Origin of the sequence: Bradyrhizobium ivorense, from assembly GCF_900696085.1 — a bacterium.
GTDB lineage: Bacteria > Pseudomonadota > Alphaproteobacteria > Rhizobiales > Xanthobacteraceae > Bradyrhizobium > Bradyrhizobium ivorense.
Genome location: NZ_CAADFC020000004.1, coordinates 1,452,179 through 1,472,323 on the forward strand (window position 1 = coordinate 1,452,179; position 20,145 = coordinate 1,472,323).

Genomic DNA, 20,145 nt, shown 5'->3' on the forward strand with positions numbered 1-20,145 from the left:
GTCGTGTTTGGTAAGCGTAGCGGAAACGATGTGGATGTGCGGGCACCCAAGCCCGCGTTTCAGGCGCCGGAACCTGCCGGACCGGCGGCGATGCCGCGCGAGACCGCCGCACCCGTGATGTCGTCGCCGCCGCTTGCGCCGGCGAAGCCGCCGCCCGCTCCCGTCGTCGAGACCCGCCGCTCCGACAATTACTACCAGGTCAAGGCGACCATCTTCGGCGCCCTGATCGAGGCGATCGATCTCGCCCAGCTCGCCAAGCTGGACAGCGAATCGGCGCGCGAGGAAATCCGCGACATCGTCAACGAGATCATCGCGATCAAGAACATCGTGATGTCGATCGCCGAGCAGGAAGAGCTGCTCGACGACATCTGCAACGACGTGCTCGGCTACGGCCCGCTGGAACCGCTGCTGTCGCGCGACGACATCGCCGACATCATGGTCAACGGCGCCGGCACGGTGTTCATCGAAGTCGCCGGCAAGATCCAGCGCACCGGCATCCGCTTCCGCGACAACCAGCAGCTGCTCAACATCTGCCAGCGCATCGTCAGCCAGGTCGGCCGGCGCGTCGACGAATCCTCGCCGATCTGCGACGCCCGCCTCGCCGACGGCTCCCGCGTCAACGCCATCGTGCCGCCGCTGGCGATCGATGGGCCCGCGCTCACCATCCGCAAATTCAAGAAGGACAAGCTGACGCTGGATCAGCTGGTTAAGTTCGGCGCGATCACGCCGGAAGGCGCAGCGATCCTGCAGATCATCGGCCGGGTCCGCTGCAACGTCCTGATCTCCGGCGGCACCGGCTCCGGCAAGACCACGCTGCTCAACTGCCTCACCAACTATATCGAGCACGACGAGCGCGTCATCACCTGCGAAGACGCCGCCGAACTCCAGCTGCAGCAGCCGCATGTGGTGCGGCTGGAAACCCGGCCGCCGAACATCGAAGGCGAAGGCCAGGTCACGATGCGCGAACTGGTCCGCAACTGCCTGCGTATGCGTCCCGAGCGCATCATCGTCGGCGAAGTCCGCGGACCCGAAGCGTTCGACCTGTTGCAGGCGATGAACACCGGCCACGACGGCTCGATGGGCACCCTGCACGCCAACAACCCGCGCGAAGCCCTGTCGCGCTGCGAATCCATGATCACGATGGGCGGCTTCGCGCTGCCGTCGCGCACCATTCGCGAGATGATGTGCGCCTCGATCGACGTCATCATCCAGGCCGCGCGCCTGCGCGACGGCTCGCGCCGCATCACGCACATCACCGAGGTGATGGGCATGGAAGGCGACACCATCATCACCCAGGACATCTTCGTCTATGACGTCGTCGGCGAAGACGCCAACGGCAAGATCATCGGCAAGCACCGCTCGACCGGGATCGGCCGGCCGAAATTCTGGGAACGCGCCCGCTACTACAACGAAGAGAAGCGGCTTGCGGCGGCGCTCGACGCCTCCGAAGCCCCGCCGCCGGCCTAAGGGGACGCACCATGCAAATGCAAACCCTAGCCCTCGCTTTCCTCGCCGCCGCCTTCGTGGGCGGTCTCGCCTGGGTCTTCCTGTATCCCTACCTCTCCGGCGAGAAGAAGGCCGAGGCCCGCCGTGCGTCGGTGGCGCGCAGCGAGCCCGCCGCCACCCGACAGGCCGACCGCGCGCAGCGTTCGCGCCGCGAGCAGGTCGAGGGCTCCTTGAAGGAGCTCGAGGCGCGCGCCCAAAAGGACAAGAAGGTCCCGCTCGCCATGCGGATCTCGCAGGCCGGACTGGAATGGTCGGAGCAGAAGTTCTGGATGATTTCCGGCGTGCTCGGCCTGTTCGGGTTCGGCGCCGCATTCCTGGCCGGCGGCGGCATGCTCGGCGCGGCCGGCATCGGGTTCGCCATGGCCCTCGGCATGCCGCGCTGGCTGCTCGGCTTCCTGAAGAAGCGGCGGGAAAAGGCTTTCCTGAAGGCGCTGCCCGACGCCGTCGACGTCATCGTGCGCGGCATCAAGGCCGGCCTGCCGCTGTTCGAATCGATCAAGGTGGTGGTCAACGATTCGCCGGAGCCGCTGCGCAGCGAGTTCCGCGCCATCATCGAGACCCAGGCAGTCGGCATGCCGCTCGGCGAGGCCTGCGCGCGGCTCTACGAGCGCATGCCGCTCCCGGAAGCCAACTTCTTCGGCATCGTGATCGCGATCCAGCAGAAATCCGGCGGCAATCTGTCGGAAGCGCTCGGCAACCTGTCCAAGGTGCTGCGCGACCGCAAGAAGATGGCCGACAAGATCCAGGCGATGTCGATGGAGGCGAAGGCCTCCGCCGGCATCATCGGCTCACTGCCGCCGATCGTGATGATCCTGGTGTTCATCACCACGCCCGACTACATCGCGCTGCTGTGGACCAACTCGATGGGACAGCTGATGCTGGTCGCCTGCGTGGTCTGGATGTCGATCGGCATCATGGTGATGAAGAAGATGATCAACTTCGATTTCTGACGGTGCAGCATGATTGATTTCCTCATCGGCAAGCTCCACGACGTCAGGTTCATGACCATGATGCTTGCCTTCTTCGCGGCGAGCGCGACGGTCTATACGCTGGTGATGCCGCTGCTGGCCGGCGGCGATCTCAACAAGCGCATGAAGGCCGTCGCCAGCGAGCGCGAGCGGATCCGGCAGCGCGAGCGCGAGCGCCTCGCCAAGTCGGAGAAGGTCTCGCTGCGCCAGACGCCCAAGCAGGCCGTCTCCAGCATGGTGGACAACCTGAACCTCACCAAATGGGTCGCCCAGGAGTCCGCGCTCGAGAAGCTGGTGATGGCCGGTTACCGCGGCCACGCCCCGTACGTCTACTTCCTGGCGGCGCGCGCGGTGTCGCCGGTCGTGATGCTGGTCGCCGCGATCATCTATACGTTCTTCATCGCCGGCGCGGGCTGGTCGCTCACGGTCAAGATCGGCATCTGCGTCGCGGCGATGTATGCCGGCCTCCAGGCGCCGATGCTGTTCCTGAACAACGCGATCACCAAGCGTCAGCTCTCGATCAAGCGCGCCTTTCCGGATTCGCTCGACCTGCTGCTGATCTGCATCGAGTCCGGCATGTCGGTCGAGGTCGCGTTCCGCAAGGTGGCCAGCGAGATCGTCGGCCAGTCGGTGGCGCTGTCGGAGGAGTTCGCGCTGACCACGGCGGAGCTGTCCTACCTGCAGGATCGCAAGGCCGCCTACGAGAACCTGGCCCGCCGCACCGGCCTCGAAGGCGTGAAGTCGGTCTGCATGGCCTTGCAGCAGTCCGAGCGCTACGGCACCCCGCTCGGCCAGAGCCTGCGGGTGATGGCGCAGGAAAACCGCGACATGCGGATGAACGAGGCCGAGAAGAAGGCGGCAGCGCTGCCGCCCAAGCTGACCGTGCCGATGATCCTGTTCTTCCTGCCCTGCCTGTTCATCGTGATTCTCGGACCGTCCTACATCAAGATCGCGACGATGCATTGAGCCCGCGGCGGCGGCCTTATCCCCCCTTGAAGGGCCGTCGCAGGGGCGATGCTGCCAATATGTGAAAAACAACCCCATGCAAAGTAGCCGGTGGCCGCCGGCGCTCGACCAGGCACGCTCGACCAGGCAGCTTGACACGTCGGGCAACTCAGCGGTATTCTTCCAATATTCCGAAATCGCGCAATCGCACCCTCACCCTTTTCAAGCGGAGGCGGGAAACTGCGACATCGCGTAGCCCGGATGCAGCGAAGCGAAATCCGGGGAAAGTCGGTCAGCGGAAATGCCGGTCCCGGATTGCGCTGCGCTTCATCCGGGCTACGATCTGAGCCGAGCGGCCTAATCGTCCTTGGCGAGCACCGGCGCGGCGCGCGAGGCCGTCTTCGGGCCAGCCCTGCGGTTCAGCATGTCGCGCAGATAGCCGACATTGGCCGCGGCCTCTTCGGCCGGCAGATCGGCCTTGACGATGGTCTCGGCCTCCGCGAAGCGGCCCTGCAGGCCGACGACCAGCGCGAGGTTCTGCCGGATCCGCGTGTCGGCGCGGGCGCTGGCATAGGCGCGGCGCAGCGTCTCCTCGGCCTTCGGCAGTTCCTTGGTCAGCATGTAGGAGAGACCGAGATTCGACAGGATCGACGGCTCTTCGGGAGCCATCCGCAGGGCGCTGTCATAATAGCGCCGCGCCTCGTCGTGACGGCCCATCTTGTCGAGCGTGGTTCCCTGCACCGACAGGATGCGCCAGTCCGGATTGTCGGGGCTGTGGGCGCGGCTGAGCACGTCGAACGCGGCCTGCGAATTGCCGTTGTCGGCAAGCGCGCGGCCATAGGCGGCCAGCAGCGGCTTGTTGCCGGGATTGGCGATCGTCGCCTGTTCGAGCACGGCGCAGGCCTGCGACCGCTGGCCGGTCTTGCGCAGGCCCTCGCCATAGGCGATCGCGGCGTCGACATCCTTGGGATTCTTGCGATAGCGCTCGCCATAGACTTCGACGGCGCTGCGCGGGTCGTCCGGCACCGGGTCCGACCGCGAAGCGGAGGAGGACGCCAGCGCCCCCTTCACATCAGACATGGTCTGGCACCCGCCGAGGCCCGCCGCCACGGCCGCCACCAGGGCGGCAGAGGCAAGATGCCGGGCAACATGCCGGGTCAGGCTGGATTGTCGACGCATGGCACTTTTGACTCACAAATCGGGCAAATGGATCGAGCCGAGCGTGCCAGCAATAGACTGTTAACCCTAACGTCTGGTTAATTGGCTGATCGCGCCACCGCCGGATGCCGCAGGTTCCGGTCACCGCCGCGCAACGCCGGCGCGCTACCATCGCCCGCGAAAGGCGTGTACGACCGACGACGCCTGAACAGCCGAGAGCCGCATGTCATCCGTGTTCGAGACCGCAACCACCCCCGCCGCCATCCCGATCACCTTCGTCACCAAATCGACCTGGGACGCGATCCGGAACGAGCTGCCGGCGCCGGCGCGGCAGTTTGCCGAAGCCAACGGCTTTGCCGCCAAGCCCGGCAAGTGCCTGACCTTGCCGGCCGCCGACGGCAGCATCGCGCAGGTGCTGTTCGGTCTCGAGGACGAGACCCACAAGGCGCGCGATCCGTTCCGGCCGGGCGCGCTGCCCGGCCTGCTGCCGCCGGGCGTCTACCGTTTTGCCAACGCGCCGCATGACACGAGGCTCGCCGCGCTGGCGTTCGCGCTCGGCGCATACCGCTTCGGCCGCTATCGCAAAAATGAAGTGCCCGAGGTGCGACTGGTGCCATCAGACGGCATCGATGCCGCAGAGATCGCGCGGATGGCGGATGCGGCGGCGCTGGCGCGCGACCTCATCAACACGCCGTCCAACGACATGGGTCCCGCCGAGCTCGCCGACGCCGCGCGCGAGCTGGCGGCGCGGTTCGGCGCCGGCTTCGACTGCATCACCGGCGAGGCGCTCGAACAGGGCTTTCCGCTGATCCACGCCGTCGGCATGGCCTCGACGCGGGCACCGCGGCTGATCGATCTGAGCTGGGGCGACCCGGCCCACCCGAAGGTGACGCTGGTCGGCAAGGGCGTCTGCTTCGATGCCGGCGGCCTCGACATCAAGCCGTCGAGCGGCATGCTGCTCATGAAGAAGGACATGGGCGGCGCCGCCAACGTGCTGGCGCTGGCGCAGATGGTGATGGACGCCAAGCTGAAGCTGCGGCTGCGCGTGCTGATTCCGGCGGTCGAGAATGCGGTGGCCGGCAATGCGTTCCGTCCGCTCGACATCTTCCGCTCGCGCAAGGGCGTCACCGTCGAGATCGGCAACACCGACGCCGAGGGACGGCTGGTGCTCGCCGACGCGCTGGCGCTGGCCGATGAGGAGAGGCCCGACCTGCTGGTCGATCTCGGCACGCTGACCGGCGCGGCGCGTGTCGCGCTGGGGCCGGATTTACCGCCCTTTTACACCAATGATGAGACGCTCGCCGCCGACGTCGCCGCGCACGCCAGGGGGGAGAACGATCCGTTGTGGCGGATGCCGCTGTGGCCGGCCTACGATGCCTGGCTCGACTCCAAGACCGCCGACATCAACAACGCGCCGTCGGGAGGCTTTGCCGGCTCGATCACCTGCGCCCTGTTCCTGCAGCGCTTTGTCGAGCATGCGGCGAGCTGGCTGCATGTCGACATCTATGGCTGGACGCCGTCGGCCAAGCCCGGCCGCCCCGAGGGCGGCGAGTGCCAGGCCGCGCGCGCGATCTACAAACTCTTGAGCCAGCGCTATGCATGACCCCCGCCTGACCCCGGCCCGCGACGACCTCGCCGCAAAGTATCTCGAAGGCAAGGTCCGGGCGGCGCGCTTCGTCGAGGGCCAGGATTACGAGGTCGGCGAGGCGATCGCGCCGCTGCGCCGCGCCCCGGCGTCCGACGCCGAGCAGATGACGCAGGCGCTGAAGGGCGAGCGGGTCACGATCTACGACCGCAACGGCGAAGGCTGGGCGTGGGGCCAGCTCGGCGATGACGGCTATGTCGGCTGGATTCCCGATGCGGCATTGACCAGGCCGGGTGCAGCGCCGACGCACAAGGTGACGACGCTGCGCACGCTCGCCTTCCCGGGGCCGTCGATCAAGCTGCCGCCGGTCGAGGCGCTGGCGCTGGGCACCAAGCTGACGGTCATCCGCGAGGAGGGCCCGTTTGCCGTGACTCGCGAAGGCTGGCACCTGCCGCGTCAGCACGTCGCTCCGCTCGAGGTGATGGCAAAGGATTTCGTCGCGGTCGCCGAGCAGTTCGTCGGCACGCCCTATCTCTGGGGCGGCAAATCCAGCCTCGGTATCGACTGCTCCGGCCTGGTGCAGGTCGCGCTGACGGCAGCCGGCACCGGCTGCCCGCGCGACAGTGACATGCAGCAGGACGGCCTCGGCCGCTCGCTGACAGCCGCGGAGGCGAAGCATCCGCAGCGCGGCGACCTGATCTTCTGGAAGGGCCATGTCGCCATCGTCCGCGCTGCCACCACCATCGTGCACGCCAACGCGCATCACATGGCAACCGTGGTGGAGAACACCCAGGCCGCGATCGCGCGGATCAAGGCCGCCGGCAGCGAGGTTGCTGCGATCAAGCGGCTGTAGTCGGATCGCGTGAGGTGAGCACCGGCGGCCGGGTTCCCTCCCCCCTTGCGGGGGAGGGTTAGGGAGAGGGGTGCCACGCGGCGAACTCTCTCCGCCCTATTCGTTGAACGACGCATGGCCAGAATTGGGAAAGCGAAATCCAGGTCGATCATCTCGCTTGGGGCTTACCCCTCTCCCCACCCTCCCCCGCAAGGGGGGAGGGAGCCTGACCGGCGTGCTCTCCTTACGACGCCCCTTTGAGACTTCACTATCCTAGACAGAACGAAGCGACAGCATCGCTACGTCGCCACCGCGCCGTCGCCGTCGGCCTCGAGCCGGAACGCGGCGGCGAACAAAGCGCGGGTGTAGTCGCTCTTCGGGGTCTTGAACAGCACGGAGGCCGGCCCCTCCTCCTCCACCTTGCCCGACTTCATCACGATCAGGTGGCTCGCCAGCGAGGCCACCACGCGCAGATCGTGCGAGATGAACATGTAGGTGAGATCGCGCTTGCGCTGCAGGTCGCGCAGCAGGTCGACCATCTGGGCCTGGAACAGCATGTCGAGCGCCGACGTCGGTTCGTCCAGCACGATGAAGTTCGGCTCCAGCACCACCGCGCGCGCGATCGAGATGCGCTGGCGCTGGCCGCCGGAGAATTCATGCGGATAGCGGAAGCGCCATTCGGGATCGAGGCCGACATCCTTCAGCGCCTTGACCACCCGCGCCTCGCGCTCCTCGCGTGACAGCTGCTTCTGGTGCACCTCGAGCCCTTCGGCGATGATGTCGGCGATCGACATGCGCGGGCTGAGCGAGCCGAACGGGTCCTGGAACACGATCTGCATGTCGCGGCGGAACGGCCGCATCTGCTTGAAGCGCAGGCCCTGGATGTCGTTGCCGAGAAACACGATCGGACCATCGGAGGAGATCAGCCGCAGCAGCGCCAGCCCAAGCGTGGTCTTGCCGGAGCCGGATTCGCCGACCACGCCGAGCGTCTCGCCCTTGCGCACCGCGAGGCTGACGCCGTCGACCGCCTTGATGTGGCCGACGGTCGAGCGCAGCAGCCCGCGCTTGATCGGAAACCAGACCTTGAGATTGTCCGCCGACATCACCACCGGCGCGTCCGGCTGCGGCGGCGCCGGATCCGGCTTCGGCTCGGCCGCGAGCAAAGCCTTGGTGTAGGCGTGCTGCGGGGCGGTGAAGACCTGCTCGACCGGCCCCTGCTCGACGATCTTGCCGTTGTTCATGACGCAGACGGTGTCGGCGATGCGGCGGACGATGCCGAGATCGTGGGTGATGAACAGCAGGCTCATGCCGAGCCGCGCGCGGATCTCGGCGAGCAGCGCCAGGATCTGCGCCTGCACGGTGACGTCGAGCGCGGTCGTCGGCTCGTCCGCGATCAGAAGATCGGGGTCGTTGGCGAGCGCCATCGCGATCATCACGCGCTGGCGCTGGCCGCCGGACAATTGGTGCGGATAGCTCTGCAGCCGCGTCTCCGGCTCGGGAATGCCGACCTGGCGCAGCAATTCCAGCGTCCGCGCCCGCGCCGCGCTGCCACCGATCCCCCGGTGCAGCGACAGAATCTCGCCGATCTGGGTCTCGATGGTCTGCAGCGGATTGAGCGAGGTCATCGGCTCCTGGAAGATGATCGAGATGTCGTTGCCACGGACCTCGCGCATCTCCTGATCCGATGCGGTCAACAGATCGCGGCCGCGGAAGCGGATCGCGCCCGTGGGGTGTGACGCCGCCGGATAGGGCAAGAGCTTCAGCACCGACAGCGCGCTGACCGATTTGCCCGAGCCGGACTCGCCGACCAGCGCGACGCACTCGCCGCGCTTGATCGAGAACGAGATGCCGTCGACCGCGAGCGCGCGGCCGAACGCGACCGAGAGGTCACTGACATCGAGCAGGGGCTGGTTGCTGGCATCCATGCGTTAGCCCTTCGAGAACGTCTTGCGCGGATCGAAGGCGTCGCGCGCGGCTTCGCCGATGAAAATCAGGAGCGACAACATGATCGCGACCGAGAAGAAGCCGGTGAGGCCGAGCCACGGCGCCTGCACATTGGCCTTGCCCTGCGACAGCAATTCGCCAAGCGACGGCGAGCCGGGCGGCAGGCCGAAGCCGAGGAAATCCAGCGCCGTCAGCGTCATCACCGAGGACGACACGATGAAGGGCAGGAACGTCATGGTCGCGACCATCGCATTCGGCAGCAGATGGCGGACCATGATCACGGCGTTGGAGACGCCGAGCGCGCGCGCCGCCTGGATGTATTCGAAATTGCGGCCGCGCAGGAACTCGGCGCGCACCAGGCCGACCAGCGAGACCCAGGAGAACAGCAGGAGAATGCCGAGCAGGATGAAGAAGCCGGGCGGCAGCACCGCCGAGATGATCAGCAGCAGGTACAGCGAGGGGATCGCGGTCCAGATCTCGATCAGGCGCTGGAAGATCAGATCGGTCCAGCCGCCGAAATAGCCCTGCACGCCGCCGGCAGCAACACCGATGATCGAGGACAGGATGGTGAGCGTCAGGCCGAACAGCACCGAGATGCGGAAGCCGTAGATCAGCCGCGCGACCACGTCACGGCCCTGATCGTCGGTGCCGAGCCAGTTGTATTCGAGGTCGCGGCAGCCGGTCAGCCCTTTCCGTTGCACCACGTCCTTGCACTGCGCTTCGGTCAGCAGCCAGGTCGGCTTCGACGGTACGGGGGTCGGCGGATCCAGATTGCGGCTGTCATAGGAGTAGCGGATCGGCGGCCAGATCATGGTGCCGCCCTTGGCCGCGATCTGCTTCTGCAAATAGGGATCGCGATAGTCGGCCTCGGTCTCGAAGTCGCCGCCGAACGTGGTCTCGGCGTAGTTGGCCACCACCGGCCAATACAAATGGCCGTCATATTTGACGAGCAGCGGCTTGTCGTTGGCGATGAAGTTGGCGAACAGCGACACCACGAACAGGGTCAGGAAGATCCAGAACGACCAGTAGCCGCGGCGGTTGGCCTTGAAATTCTGCCAGCGCCGCCTGTTGAGCGGCGACGGTGCAAAGCCGTGGTGCGTGGCGGGCACGGCTTCGCCGAGCGGCGATTGCGTCGTGGTTTCGACCGGCTGGGGCGCGAGCATCGTCATCACACCTCCCGCGCCTCAAAGTCGATCCGCGGATCGATCCACATATAAGCGAGATCGGAGAGCAGGTTCACCACGAGCCCGACAAGCGAAAAGATGAACAGCGTGCCGAACACCACCGGATAGTCGCGGTTCAGCACGCTCTCGAACCCGAGCAGACCAAGCCCATCGAGCGAGAAGATGGTCTCGATCAGCAGTGAGCCGGAGAAGAAGGCGTGGATGAAGGCACCCGGGAAACCCGCGATCACGATCAGCATGGCGTTGCGGAAGACGTGGCCGTACAGCACCTGGCGCTCGCTGCAGCCCTTGGCGCGCGCGGTCATCACATACTGCTTGCGGATCTCGTCGAGGAACGAGTTCTTGGTCAGCAGCGTCATGGTGGCGAACGCGCCGAGCGCCATCGACACCAGCGGCAGCGTCAGATGCCAGAAATAGTCGATGATCTTCCAGTACCACGGGAACTGGGACCAACCGTCTGACGTGAGACCGCGCAGCGGGAAGATGTTGAGGAACGAGCCGCCGGCGAACAGCACGATCAGGAGGATCGCGAACAGGAAGCCCGGAATCGCAAAGCCGATGATGATCACCGCCGAGGTCCAGGTGTCGAACCGCGAGCCGTCCTGCACCGCCTTGCGGATGCCGAGCGGGATCGAGATCAGATAGGTCAACAGCGTCATCCAGATGCCGAGCGACATCGAGACCGGCAGCTTCTCCTTGATCAGCTGAATCACGCTGACGCTGCGGAAATAGCTGTTGCCGAAATCGAAGCGGGCGAAATTCCACACCATCAGCGCGAAGCGCTCCGGCGCCGGCTTGTCGAAGCCGAACTGCACCTCGAGCTTCTTGATGAAGTCGGGATCGAGCCCCTGCGCGCCGCGGTATTTCGAGTTGATCGCAGCACCGGCTGCCCCGGCACCCTGGCCGCGCTGCGCGGCCAGATCGCCGCCGCCGCCCGAGACACGCGAGGTGCCGCCGGTGTCGGCGCCATTGATCTGCGCGATGACGCGCTCGACCGGCCCGCCCGGCGCAAACTGCACGACCACGAAGGACACGAACAGGATGCCGAGCAGGGTCGGCAGCATCAGCAGAATTCGGCGGGCGATATAGGCGCTCATCGGCTACTTCGCCTGCTCGAGCTTCGCGGCCTTCGCCGCATCGTACCACCAGTTCTCGGGCGCGCCGACGCCCTGGGCATATTTCGCCGGCTTCTCCGGATGCGCGAACTGATCCCAATAGGCGACGCGATGTTTGCCGGAATACCATTGCGGCACCCAGTAGCGGCCGGCTCGGAATACCCGATCGATCGCGCGGCAGGCAAAAGTCAGGTCCGCTCGTGTCTCGGCAGCAATGGCTTTCTCGACCAATGCGTCGATCGCCGGATTGGCCACGCCAGCGAGATTGTACGAGCCTTTGGTGGCGGCGGCGTGGGACGTGAAGTAAGGCCGCAGGCTGTCGCCGGGCGTTGCCGACATGCTAATACGCTGCGTCGTCACCTCGAAGTCGAAAGCCTCGACCCGCGCACGATACTGCACCACGTCGATCAGCCGGATGTTGGCGTCGATCCCAAGCGGGGTAAGATTCTTGATGAAGCTGGCGTGATGCGGCTGGAATGTCGGCTCGTCGAGTAGAAACTCGATCGTAAGGGGTTCGCCATTGGGCAGTCGCCGCTTGCCGTCCTTGACGATGCATCCTGCCTCGTTGAGCAGTTGTGTAGCCTTGCGCAGCAGTGCGCGGTCCTGCCCCGACCCATCCGATACTGGCGGCACGAAAGGCTCACCGAACACCTCGTCCGGCACTTGGCCGCGGAACGGTTCGAGCAGTTTCAATTCCTCCGGCGACGGCAGACCGGTCGCCACCATGTCCGAATTCTGGAACGGGGAGACACTACGCGCGTAGGCGTCATACATGATGGTCTTGTTGGTCCACTCGAAATCGAAGGCATAGACCAATGCCTCGCGTACGCGCGGGTCCTTGAACTTGTCGAGACGGGTATTGAAGAACCAGCCTTGTCCACCGGACGGCGTTTCATCCGGCAACGTCTCGCGCTTGACCCGCCCGTCCTTGATGGCGGGGAAATCGTACCGGGTCGCCCAGACTCGCGCAGTGAATTCCTCGCGGAAGAGATAGTTCTTGCCGGTAAAGCCTTCGAACGCGACGTCGCGATCGCGGTAGAATTCGTAGCGCACGATGTCGAAATTGTAGCTGCCGCGATTGACCGGCAAGTCGGCGGCCCACCAATCCTTGACGCGATTGTATTCGACGAAGCGATTGACTTCGAACTTACCGACCTTGTACGGCCCGGAGCCGAGCGGCACTTCGATGGTCGACTCTTCGAATTGCCTGGTCGCGTAATAGGTCTTCGAGAAGATCGGCAGACTTGCAACATAAAGTGGCACGTCGCGGGCGCGGTTGGGCGCGAAAGTCACGATCACCGTGGCGTCGTCGGCCGCCTCGGCCTTCACGAAATCGCGCAGTTGCACCACGATCAGTGGATGCCCCTTCTCCTTCAACGTGTTGAGCGAAAAGGCGACGTCCTGCGCCGTCAGCTTCGAGCCGTCATTGAAACGCGCTTCGGGCCGCATCGTGAAACGGTAGGTGAGCTTGTCGGGAGAAATCGAGACCGATTTTGCTGCCAGCCCGTACATCGCATCGGGTTCATCGGCCGCGCGCGCCATCAGCGAATCGAAGGTCAATTCCATTCCCTTCGCACCTTCACCCTTGAGGATGAAGGCATTGAACGAGCTGAAGGTATAGAACGACTGGTTATAGGCGCGGGTCGAAGGGATCGTTGAAAAAAAACCGCCCTTCGGCGCCTTCGGATTGACGTAGTCGAACACCTGGAAATCCGCCGGATATTTCAGGTCGCCGAACACCGACATGCCGTGCATCTCGGCTCCGTTTTCGGCCAACGCCGGCGTGGCACGAAATCCTGCAGCACTCAACGCACCGATGCCGAGACCGAGTGCGTGCCGACGGGTAAACAGCGCCATGCGCGAATCCTTGACGTTATGAACGCTTGAGCTTGGCCGCCTTGTCGGCGTCGTACCACCAGAGATTTGGGAATCCCGACACACCGTATTTCGGCAGCGGGTCGGGATGGCTGAAACGATCCCAGTACACGTAACGCTGCTTGTCGTAATTGAAGTGGGGAACCAGATAGAAGTTCCAGAGCAAGACACGGTCGAGCGCCTTTGCGGCCGCGACCTGATCGGCGCGGCTGCCCGCGAAGATGATGCGCTCGATGATGGCATCGACCGCCGGATTCTTGATGCCGGGAAGATTGTTCGAGCCCTGCCGATCGGCAGCCTGGGAACTGAAATTGTCGCGCTCTTCGTTGCCGGGGGAGATCGACTGCCCCCAGACATGGGTAACCATCTCGAAATCGAAATCGCGCACCCGGTTCTGATACTGCACGGTATCGACCGCGCGCAGATTGACGGTGATGCCGAGGCGCTCCAGGCTCGGCTTGTAGAACAGCGCAATTCGCTCCATGCCGGAATCGCCGCTGTTGCCGAGTATCTCGACGGTGAACGGCTGGCCGGACGAATCGACCAGCTTGCGATCGCGGATCTCGAAGCCGGCTTCCTTCAACAGCCGCGTCGCCTCGCGCAGATTGGCCCGCACGTTTTCCGGCGTGCCGCCGACCGGATCCTTGTAGGGCGTCGTGAAGACCTCGGGCGGCACTTTGTCCCGAACCGTCTCCAGGATCTCGAGTTCCTTGCCTTCCGGCAGACCGGTCGCCATCAGATCGGGAATGCCGTCGAAATAGCTGGAATCGCGGTGATACTCGCCGGTCGAGAGCACGCGGTTCATCTCTTCGAAATCGAACGCGTAGTTGAAGGCACGGCGCAGCCGGGGATCGGCGAATTTCGGGCGCCTGAGATTGAACACCCAGCCCTGCATCCGCCCGACATTGCGGACCGTGAACAGCTCCTTGAGCAGCCGCTTCTCACGGACTGGGGGAACGTCATAGGCCGTGGACCATTCCTTCGCACTGCGCTCGCCGTACCAGTCGAACTGGTCGGCCTTCAACGCCTCGCGCGCGACAGTGTCGTCCCGGAAATACTCGTAGCGCAGCTCGTCAAAATTGTTCTGTCCGATCGCGATGGGAATATCCTTGCCCCAATAGTCCTTGACGCGCTCGAGCACCACGGATCGTCCGGCCACGAATTCCTTGATCCGATACGGCCCCGAGCCGAGCGGCGGCTCCAGCGTGCTCGCGGTGATGTCGCGCTTGTTGCCCTGCGCATCGGTGCCCTCCCACCAGTGCTTGGGGAAGATAATGAGCTGGCCGGTGATCATCGGCAGCTCGCGGTTGCCCGGGCTGTCGAAGGTGAACTTGATCTCGCGATCGCCGATCTTCTCGGCCTTTTCGATATGCCGGTAGTAGCCGCTGAACATCGGGCTGTTGGCCTTCAGCGCCTGGAAGGAGAAGATCACATCCTCCGGCGTGACGGGCTTGCCGTCGTGCCAACGCGAACCGGCGCGAAGGCGGTAGATCACATAGGAGAAATCGTCGGGGAAGGCTGCGCCCTCGGCAAGTTCGCCGTAATACGTATCAGGCTCGTCGAGCGAGGCTTCCATCAGCGAGTCGTAGATGCGGCTGACCGCCGTGGACACGGTGCCCTTCAAGCCGGCAACGACGAGGTTGAAGCTGTCATAGGTGCCGGGCTGGAACAGCCGCACCACGCCGCCCTTCGGTGCGTCCGGCCTGACATAGTCGTAGCGCTTGAAATCGGCCGGGTACTTGATTTCGCCGTAGGTCGACAGCCCGTGCCGCCATTTCAACCCGTCGGGAGCATCGTTCGCCAGGGCCGGCGTGATCGCCGAAAGCCCCGAGTTGAGTCCGAGCGCGGGCGCCATGGCGGCCAGCGCGGTGCCTTGTAGGAGGTGTCGTCGGGTGATCGCCAATTTCGCTCTTCCTGCTCGCGGCCCCCGGTTAGATGGGACCCAATATAAGGCAACGGTTCGACAAATTACGTTGCTTTTTCCTCATGATAATTGCCCGGGAACAAATCCGGTGCGGCGAAACGTCCCGATAACAACCCCGCGACAGGTGATTTCCATGCGAAAACGGCCAGGCATTGCCTGGCCGTTTGATCGGTGCGGAATGTGGCGAAGCAAATCGCTACTTCGAAGCGGTCGGAAGCTGAGCCGGGTGCTCCGAGTTCGAATTCAGATAGGCGATGATGTCGGCGCGCTCGCTGTCCTTCGGCACGCCGGCAAAGCCCATCGCGGTGCCCGGGATAAAGCCCTTCGGATTGGTCAGGAACTTGTTGAGGTCGTCGAAGGTCCATTCGCCGCCCTTGGACTTCATGGCCGCCGAGAAGTTGAAGCCGCGGCCCTCGCCCTTCTTCTCGCCGACGACGCCGAACAGGTTCGGGCCGACGCGGTTGGGACCGCCCTTCTCGAAGGTGTGGCAAGCCTGGCACTTCTTGGCCGCGGCAGCGCCCTTCTCGACGGAGGCGGTCTGCAGCAGCTTCTCGATCGGCTCGGACGACGCCGCAGCGGCCTCGCCACCGCCATGGGTCTCCTCCTTAACCGCGATCTCGAAGCCCGGCTTCTGCGGCAGCTTCGGCGAAAACGCCGCGCCGGCGGCAAAGCTCAGCACCAGGACAAAAATACAGGTGCCGAGCACCGCACCGAGAATCTTGTTCAGTTCGAAGGAGTCCATCGGGGTCAGGCTCCGGGCCTTGAATGTCGACTTCAGGCCGGGAATACGGCCGCGGGGAGAGACCTGGGAATCGGCCTTTCGCACCGCCCCCAAGCCGGTTTGAGATATCGGTTTGCCCGCGCTCTGGCAACCCGTATAAACGCGCCGAATTCAACCTCCTCCCCGTCAATTTCCGCTGGCCGGACAGGCCCCGACGCCAATGACCGAACCTCGTACTCTGGTGCTGATTCCCGCCCGCATGGCCGCCACCCGGCTGCCCGGCAAACCGCTGCTTGATATCGCCGGCCTGCCGATGATCGTGCACGTGTTGCGGCGGGCCGAGGCGGCCGGAATCGGCCGGGTCGCGGTCGCGACCGACACGGCGGAGATCGCAGCGGCCGTGACCGCCCATGGCGGCGAGGTGGTGATGACCCATGCCGACCACCCGTCCGGCTCGGACCGGATCCATGAGGCGATGACGATGCTCGATCCGGACGGGACGGCCGAGATCGTGGTCAATCTGCAGGGCGATTTCCCGACCATCACGCCCGACACCATCCGCAGCGTGATGCCGCCGCTGGCCGACCCCGCGGTCGATATCGCGACGCTGGCCTCGCGCATCCATACCGAGGAGGAGGACCAGGCCCCCAGCGTGGTCAAGGCGGTCGGCTCGCCGATCGGGCCGAACCGGCTCCGCGCGCTGTATTTCACCCGCGCCTCCGCGCCCTACGGCAACGGACCGCGCTACCACCATATCGGCCTCTATGCCTACCGGCGCGCTGCGCTGGAGCGGTTCGTGACGCTGCCGCCCTCGCCGCTGGAACAGCAGGAGAAGCTCGAGCAACTGCGCGCGCTGGAGGCCGGGATGCGGATCGACGTCACCATCGTCGACACCGTCCCGCGCGGCGTCGACACCCCGGCCGACCTCGAAACCGCGCGCAGGATACTTTCCAAAGCCTGACCGGGTGCTAAAAGGCCGGCCAGGAAAGAACCGATGACCAAGAAGCTGAAAATCGCATTCCAGGGCGAGCCTGGCGCCAATTCCCATATCGCGATCGTCGAGGCCTATCCCGACGCCGAGCCGCTGCCCTGCGCGACCTTCGAGGACGCGCTCGCCGCGATTTCCTCGGGCGAGGCCGATCTCGGCATGATCCCGATCGAGAACTCGGTCGCCGGCCGCGTCGCCGACATCCATCACCTGCTGCCGGCCTCCGGCCTGTTCATCGTCGGCGAATGGTTTTTGCCGGTTCGCCACCAGTTGATGGCGATCAAGGGCACCAAGCTTTCCGACATCAAGAGCGTCGAGAGCCATGTCCATGCGCTGGGCCAGTGCCGGCGCGTGATCCGCAAGCTCGGCATCAGGCCGATGGTCGCCGCCGACACCGCCGGCAGCGCCCGCGACATTTCCGAACGCAAGGACAAGAGCGTCGCCGCGATCGCCTCGCGCCTCGCCGCCGAGATCTACGGCCTCGACATCCTGGCCGAGGACATCGAGGACGAGGCCCACAACACCACCCGCTTCGTGCTGCTGGCGCGCGAGGCCAAATGGGCGGCGCAGGGCTCCGGGCCGCTGGTCACCACCTTCGTGTTCCGGGTGCGCAACCTGCCCGCCGCGCTCTACAAGGCGCTGGGCGGGTTTGCCACCAACGGCGTCAACATGACCAAGCTCGAGAGCTACATGGTCGACGGCAATTTCTTCGCCACCCAGTTCTACGCCGACGTCGACGGTCACCCCGAGGACCGCGGGCTGGCCTTTGCGCTGGAGGAGCTGAAATTCTTCTCGCGCGAATTCCGCATCGTCGGGGTTTATCCGGGTCATCCGTTCCGCGCCACGTTCAGCGAGACGCGGGATTAGGCCGGGCCTTCCCTTGCGTCGTCCGGGCCTAGCGTGCATCCTATCACCGTCACCCTGAGGTGGCCGCTTCTTCAGCGGCCCTCGAAGGGTCGACGGCCCGGCTGCTGGCCGATTCATCCTTCGAGGCTCGCCGAAGAGGCTCGCACCTAAGGATGACGGTTTTGTCAGCAGACATAAAAGTTACCGGCCTTCGCCGGGACGACGGCATTTATGCCGCCACCTTCTTGCTCAGCCCAAACGCCTCCGCGAGCAGGCTGTACGACTTCTTCCGCGCCTCGTGGTCATACACCGCGGTGATCACCATCAGCTCATCCGCCTGTGTCGCCGTGATCAGCGGCTGCAATCTCGTCAGCACGGTCGCGGGGCTGCCGACGAAGAAGCGGGCGCGGTTGCGCGTAATCGCGGCGCGCTCGGCGTCGCTGTAGGGATAGGCTTTTGCCTCCTCGACGCTGGGCAGCGGCAGATACTGGCCGCGGTCGCGGCGCAGGCGGTTGAGATCCATCGACAGCGCGAGCTCTTCCGCTTCGGCATCGGTCTCCGCCACGACGGCCGCGACCGCCAGAATCGCCTGCGGCGCCGCGCGCCAGCCTGACGGCGTGAAATGCGCGCGATAATTGGTCATCACCGCGACCGCGTCGTGGGTGGCGAAATGATGCGCGAACGCAAAACCCATTCCGACCTGGGCGGCGAGTTCGGCGGAATAATCGCTCGAGCCGAGCAGCCAGATCGGCGGCAGCGGCGAGTCGTCCGGCATCGCCACCACATTGTTGTAGGGATGGCCGGCCGGGAAATCGCGGGTCTCCCACAAGGTTAGCTCGTGCAGCCGCTCGAGGAAATCGTCGCCCTCGCGCTTGTCGAGCCGGCTACGCAGCGCGTAGGCGGTGGCGCCGTCGGTGCCGGGGGCGCGGCCGAGGCCGAGATCGATGCGGCCGGGAAACAGTGCCTCCAGCATCTTGAAGCGCTCGGCGACCACCAGCGGTGCATGGTTGGGCAGCATCACGCCGCCGGAGCCGACCCGGATGTGCCGCGTCACCGCCGCGATCTGCCCGATCATCAGGTCCGGCGCCGGGCTCGCGACCGAGGCGAGGTTGTGGTGCTCGGCCAGCCAGTACCTGACATAGCCGAGGCCGTCGACATGGCGCGCCAGATCGATGCTGTTGCGCAGCGCCGCGGCCGGCTTGGTGCCGGTGGTGACGACGGAAAGATCGAGAACGGAGAGCGGAATCATGGCGCTGAACCTAGTGGCGCCCCGCGGGCCGACAAAGCCCTCCGCCGTGCAGATCAGGCCCGCGCCGGAGGGCCGGTGTCGCCGGCGTTGACGGCCCGTGCTTTGGGACGAAATAGGACCGTTTGCTGATGGTCTAATCTAGCCCACATCCGACAGATGGCGCAGGCTCGAGCCACAAGCATATTTACTCAATAATTTCAATTAATTGCGCAAACGACGCAGCGAACATCTTGCCCACAAATTCTCACTCGCGAGAGAATTGATTGCAAAGCATTTCACAATAATGGGCAATTTCCCATGTGCGATGGGCTGTTTCGGACGGCCGGTTTCGCCTATCTTGGGGGCTCCATATCCAGGCGAGACATCTGCCCACCTGCTGCGGAGCCCTTGCGTATCATGACCGAGACCGTTTCTCCCGTGTCGAATGGGCATCGCGCGCCCAAAATCTCCTTCGAGTTCTTCCCGCCGAAGACCGAGGAGATGGAGCGCAATCTGTGGGAGACCATCAACCGTCTCGCGCCGCTGACGCCGAACTTCGTGTCGGTCACCTATGGCGCTGGCGGCTCGACCCGCGAGCGCACCCATTCGACCATCACCCGCATCCTGCGCGAGACCGACCTGCTGCCGGCCGCTCATCTGACCTGCGTCGGCTCCTCGCGCGCCGAGATCGACGAGATCGTCGACCGCTATCACGAGGTCGGCGTCCGCCACATCGTCGCGCTGCGCGGCGATCCGCCGGCCGGCATCGGCACGCCCTATTTCACCCATCCCGACGGCTATCAGAGCTCGGCCGAGCTCGTTGCCGGAATCAAGAAGCGCCATCCCGATATCGAGATTTCGGTCTCCGCCTATCCCGAGAAGCATCCGGAAGCCGCCAGCTTCGATACCGACATCGACACGCTCAAGGCCAAGGTCGATGCCGGTGCGAACCGCGCGATTACCCAGGTGTTCTTCGACAACGATCTCTATTACCGCTACGTCGACCGGGTGCGCGCGCGCGGCATCGATATCCCGATCGTGCCGGGCATCATGCCGATGCACAATTTCAAGCAGGCGCGCAATTTCGTGACCCGCGCCGGCACCAGCGTGCCGGACTGGCTCGCGGAGAAATTCGACGGCCTCGACAATGACGCCGAGACCCGCAAGCTGGTGGCCGCGACGGTCGCCGCCGGCCAGGTGCAGAAGCTGGCCAAGCACGGCGTCGACACCTTCCACTTCTACACCATGAATCGCGCGGACCTGGTGTTCGCGATCAGCCATCTGCTCGGCATCCGGCCGCATGGCGCCCAGAAAGCCGCCTGAACC

At 65.0% G+C, this 20,145-nt stretch carries 16 protein-coding genes; 8 read left to right on the forward strand and 8 right to left on the reverse strand.

Annotated features, from left to right (window positions below):
- The first annotated feature begins 3 nt into the window (after positions 1 to 3).
- From CI41S_RS07585 to CI41S_RS07595, 3 genes are read left to right on the forward strand one after another with little or no spacing between them, the layout of a single operon-like run.
- A complete protein-coding gene (locus CI41S_RS07585; RefSeq protein WP_139480309.1) occupies positions 4 to 1,467 on the forward strand; it encodes a TadA family conjugal transfer-associated ATPase in 1,464 nt (487 codons plus the stop codon).
- 11 nt (positions 1,468 to 1,478) lie between these two features.
- Positions 1,479 to 2,456 (forward strand): type II secretion system F family protein, encoded by a 978-nt coding sequence (locus CI41S_RS07590; protein WP_139858171.1) that lies wholly within the window; start codon positions 1,479 to 1,481, stop codon positions 2,454 to 2,456.
- Between the two features lie 9 nt (positions 2,457 to 2,465).
- The gene (locus tag CI41S_RS07595) at positions 2,466 to 3,440 is read left to right on the forward strand and encodes a type II secretion system F family protein (protein ID WP_139858173.1); all 975 of its coding nucleotides are present in this window, start codon (positions 2,466 to 2,468) and stop codon (positions 3,438 to 3,440) included.
- A gap of 336 nt (positions 3,441 to 3,776) precedes the next feature.
- Here CI41S_RS07595 and CI41S_RS07600 read toward each other — a convergent pair whose 3' ends face one another.
- Positions 3,777 to 4,598 (reverse strand): tetratricopeptide repeat protein, encoded by an 822-nt coding sequence (locus CI41S_RS07600; protein ID WP_139858176.1) that lies wholly within the window; start codon positions 4,596 to 4,598, stop codon positions 3,777 to 3,779.
- 202 nt (positions 4,599 to 4,800) lie between these two features.
- Here CI41S_RS07600 and CI41S_RS07605 point away from each other — a divergent pair, with 202 nt between their 5' ends.
- The gene (locus CI41S_RS07605; RefSeq protein ID WP_139858178.1) at positions 4,801 to 6,180 is read left to right on the forward strand and encodes a leucyl aminopeptidase family protein; all 1,380 of its coding nucleotides are present in this window, start codon (positions 4,801 to 4,803) and stop codon (positions 6,178 to 6,180) included.
- Positions 6,173 to 7,015, forward strand: coding sequence for a C40 family peptidase (locus tag CI41S_RS07610; RefSeq protein ID WP_139858180.1), 843 nt, complete (start codon positions 6,173 to 6,175; stop codon positions 7,013 to 7,015). Before CI41S_RS07605 ends, CI41S_RS07610 begins: the two co-directional genes overlap by 8 nt.
- A 278-nt stretch (positions 7,016 to 7,293) precedes the next feature.
- Here CI41S_RS07610 and CI41S_RS07620 read toward each other — a convergent pair whose 3' ends face one another.
- The 6 genes from CI41S_RS07620 to CI41S_RS07645 form a co-directional block, all read right to left on the reverse strand.
- On the reverse strand, positions 7,294 to 8,919 hold the full coding sequence (locus tag CI41S_RS07620) for an ABC transporter ATP-binding protein (RefSeq protein ID WP_139858182.1): 1,626 nt from the start codon (positions 8,917 to 8,919) through the stop codon (positions 7,294 to 7,296).
- 3 nt (positions 8,920 to 8,922) lie between these two features.
- Positions 8,923 to 10,107, reverse strand: coding sequence for an ABC transporter permease (locus CI41S_RS07625; protein ID WP_139480317.1), 1,185 nt, complete (start codon positions 10,105 to 10,107; stop codon positions 8,923 to 8,925).
- Positions 10,107 to 11,219 carry a microcin C ABC transporter permease YejB gene (locus CI41S_RS07630; protein ID WP_139858184.1) on the reverse strand — a complete coding sequence of 371 codons (1,113 nt, stop codon included), beginning with the start codon at positions 11,217 to 11,219 and terminating at the stop codon, positions 10,107 to 10,109. The genes CI41S_RS07625 and CI41S_RS07630 overlap by 1 nt, the downstream gene beginning before the upstream one ends.
- Positions 11,220 to 11,222: 3 nt before the next feature.
- A complete protein-coding gene (locus tag CI41S_RS07635) occupies positions 11,223 to 13,094 on the reverse strand; it encodes an extracellular solute-binding protein (RefSeq protein ID WP_139858186.1) in 1,872 nt (623 codons plus the stop codon).
- 16 nt (positions 13,095 to 13,110) lie between these two features.
- The gene (locus tag CI41S_RS07640; protein ID WP_139858595.1) at positions 13,111 to 14,967 is read right to left on the reverse strand and encodes an extracellular solute-binding protein; all 1,857 of its coding nucleotides are present in this window, start codon (positions 14,965 to 14,967) and stop codon (positions 13,111 to 13,113) included.
- 265 nt (positions 14,968 to 15,232) lie between these two features.
- Entirely contained in the window at positions 15,233 to 15,778 is a 546-nt protein-coding gene (locus CI41S_RS07645) for a c-type cytochrome (protein WP_139858188.1), read from the reverse strand.
- A gap of 199 nt (positions 15,779 to 15,977) precedes the next feature.
- On the opposite strand from CI41S_RS07645, the gene CI41S_RS07650 reads away from it, so the two are divergent.
- On the forward strand, positions 15,978 to 16,718 hold the full coding sequence (locus tag CI41S_RS07650) for a 3-deoxy-manno-octulosonate cytidylyltransferase (RefSeq protein ID WP_139858190.1): 741 nt from the start codon (positions 15,978 to 15,980) through the stop codon (positions 16,716 to 16,718).
- Between the two features lie 33 nt (positions 16,719 to 16,751).
- A complete protein-coding gene (locus tag CI41S_RS07655; RefSeq protein ID WP_139480322.1) occupies positions 16,752 to 17,612 on the forward strand; it encodes a prephenate dehydratase in 861 nt (286 codons plus the stop codon).
- 208 nt (positions 17,613 to 17,820) lie between these two features.
- Here CI41S_RS07655 and CI41S_RS07660 read toward each other — a convergent pair whose 3' ends face one another.
- Positions 17,821 to 18,840 (reverse strand): LLM class flavin-dependent oxidoreductase, encoded by a 1,020-nt coding sequence (locus CI41S_RS07660; protein WP_139858193.1) that lies wholly within the window; start codon positions 18,838 to 18,840, stop codon positions 17,821 to 17,823.
- Positions 18,841 to 19,236: 396 nt separating this feature from the next.
- Here CI41S_RS07660 and metF point away from each other — a divergent pair, with 396 nt between their 5' ends.
- Entirely contained in the window at positions 19,237 to 20,142 is a 906-nt protein-coding gene (gene metF / locus CI41S_RS07665) for a methylenetetrahydrofolate reductase [NAD(P)H] (protein ID WP_139858195.1), read from the forward strand.
- Positions 20,143 to 20,145: the final 3 nt, after the last annotated feature.

What these genes read in the sequence shown, in the direction of transcription:
- CI41S_RS07590 (WP_139858171.1), top strand. Translation starts at nt 1,479, where the DNA reads ATGCAAATGCAAACCCTAGCCCTCGCTTTCCTCGCCGCCGCCTTCGTG.
- CI41S_RS07635 (WP_139858186.1), bottom strand. Translation starts at nt 13,094, where the DNA reads ATGGCGCTGTTTACCCGTCGGCACGCACTCGGTCTCGGCATCGGTGCG.
- CI41S_RS07640 (WP_139858595.1), bottom strand. Translation starts at nt 14,967, where the DNA reads ATGGCGCCCGCGCTCGGACTCAACTCGGGGCTTTCGGCGATCACGCCG.
- CI41S_RS07610 (WP_139858180.1), top strand. Translation starts at nt 6,173, where the DNA reads ATGCATGACCCCCGCCTGACCCCGGCCCGCGACGACCTCGCCGCAAAG.
- CI41S_RS07605 (WP_139858178.1), top strand. Translation starts at nt 4,801, where the DNA reads ATGTCATCCGTGTTCGAGACCGCAACCACCCCCGCCGCCATCCCGATC.
- CI41S_RS07600 (WP_139858176.1), bottom strand. Translation starts at nt 4,598, where the DNA reads ATGCGTCGACAATCCAGCCTGACCCGGCATGTTGCCCGGCATCTTGCC.
- CI41S_RS07630 (WP_139858184.1), bottom strand. Translation starts at nt 11,219, where the DNA reads ATGAGCGCCTATATCGCCCGCCGAATTCTGCTGATGCTGCCGACCCTG.
- CI41S_RS07660 (WP_139858193.1), bottom strand. Translation starts at nt 18,840, where the DNA reads ATGATTCCGCTCTCCGTTCTCGATCTTTCCGTCGTCACCACCGGCACC.
- CI41S_RS07645 (WP_139858188.1), bottom strand. Translation starts at nt 15,778, where the DNA reads ATGGACTCCTTCGAACTGAACAAGATTCTCGGTGCGGTGCTCGGCACC.
- CI41S_RS07620 (WP_139858182.1), bottom strand. Translation starts at nt 8,919, where the DNA reads ATGGATGCCAGCAACCAGCCCCTGCTCGATGTCAGTGACCTCTCGGTC.
- CI41S_RS07625 (WP_139480317.1), bottom strand. Translation starts at nt 10,107, where the DNA reads ATGACGATGCTCGCGCCCCAGCCGGTCGAAACCACGACGCAATCGCCG.
- CI41S_RS07650 (WP_139858190.1), top strand. Translation starts at nt 15,978, where the DNA reads ATGACCGAACCTCGTACTCTGGTGCTGATTCCCGCCCGCATGGCCGCC.
- metF (WP_139858195.1), top strand. Translation starts at nt 19,237, where the DNA reads ATGACCGAGACCGTTTCTCCCGTGTCGAATGGGCATCGCGCGCCCAAA.
- CI41S_RS07595 (WP_139858173.1), top strand. Translation starts at nt 2,466, where the DNA reads ATGATTGATTTCCTCATCGGCAAGCTCCACGACGTCAGGTTCATGACC.
- CI41S_RS07655 (WP_139480322.1), top strand. Translation starts at nt 16,752, where the DNA reads ATGACCAAGAAGCTGAAAATCGCATTCCAGGGCGAGCCTGGCGCCAAT.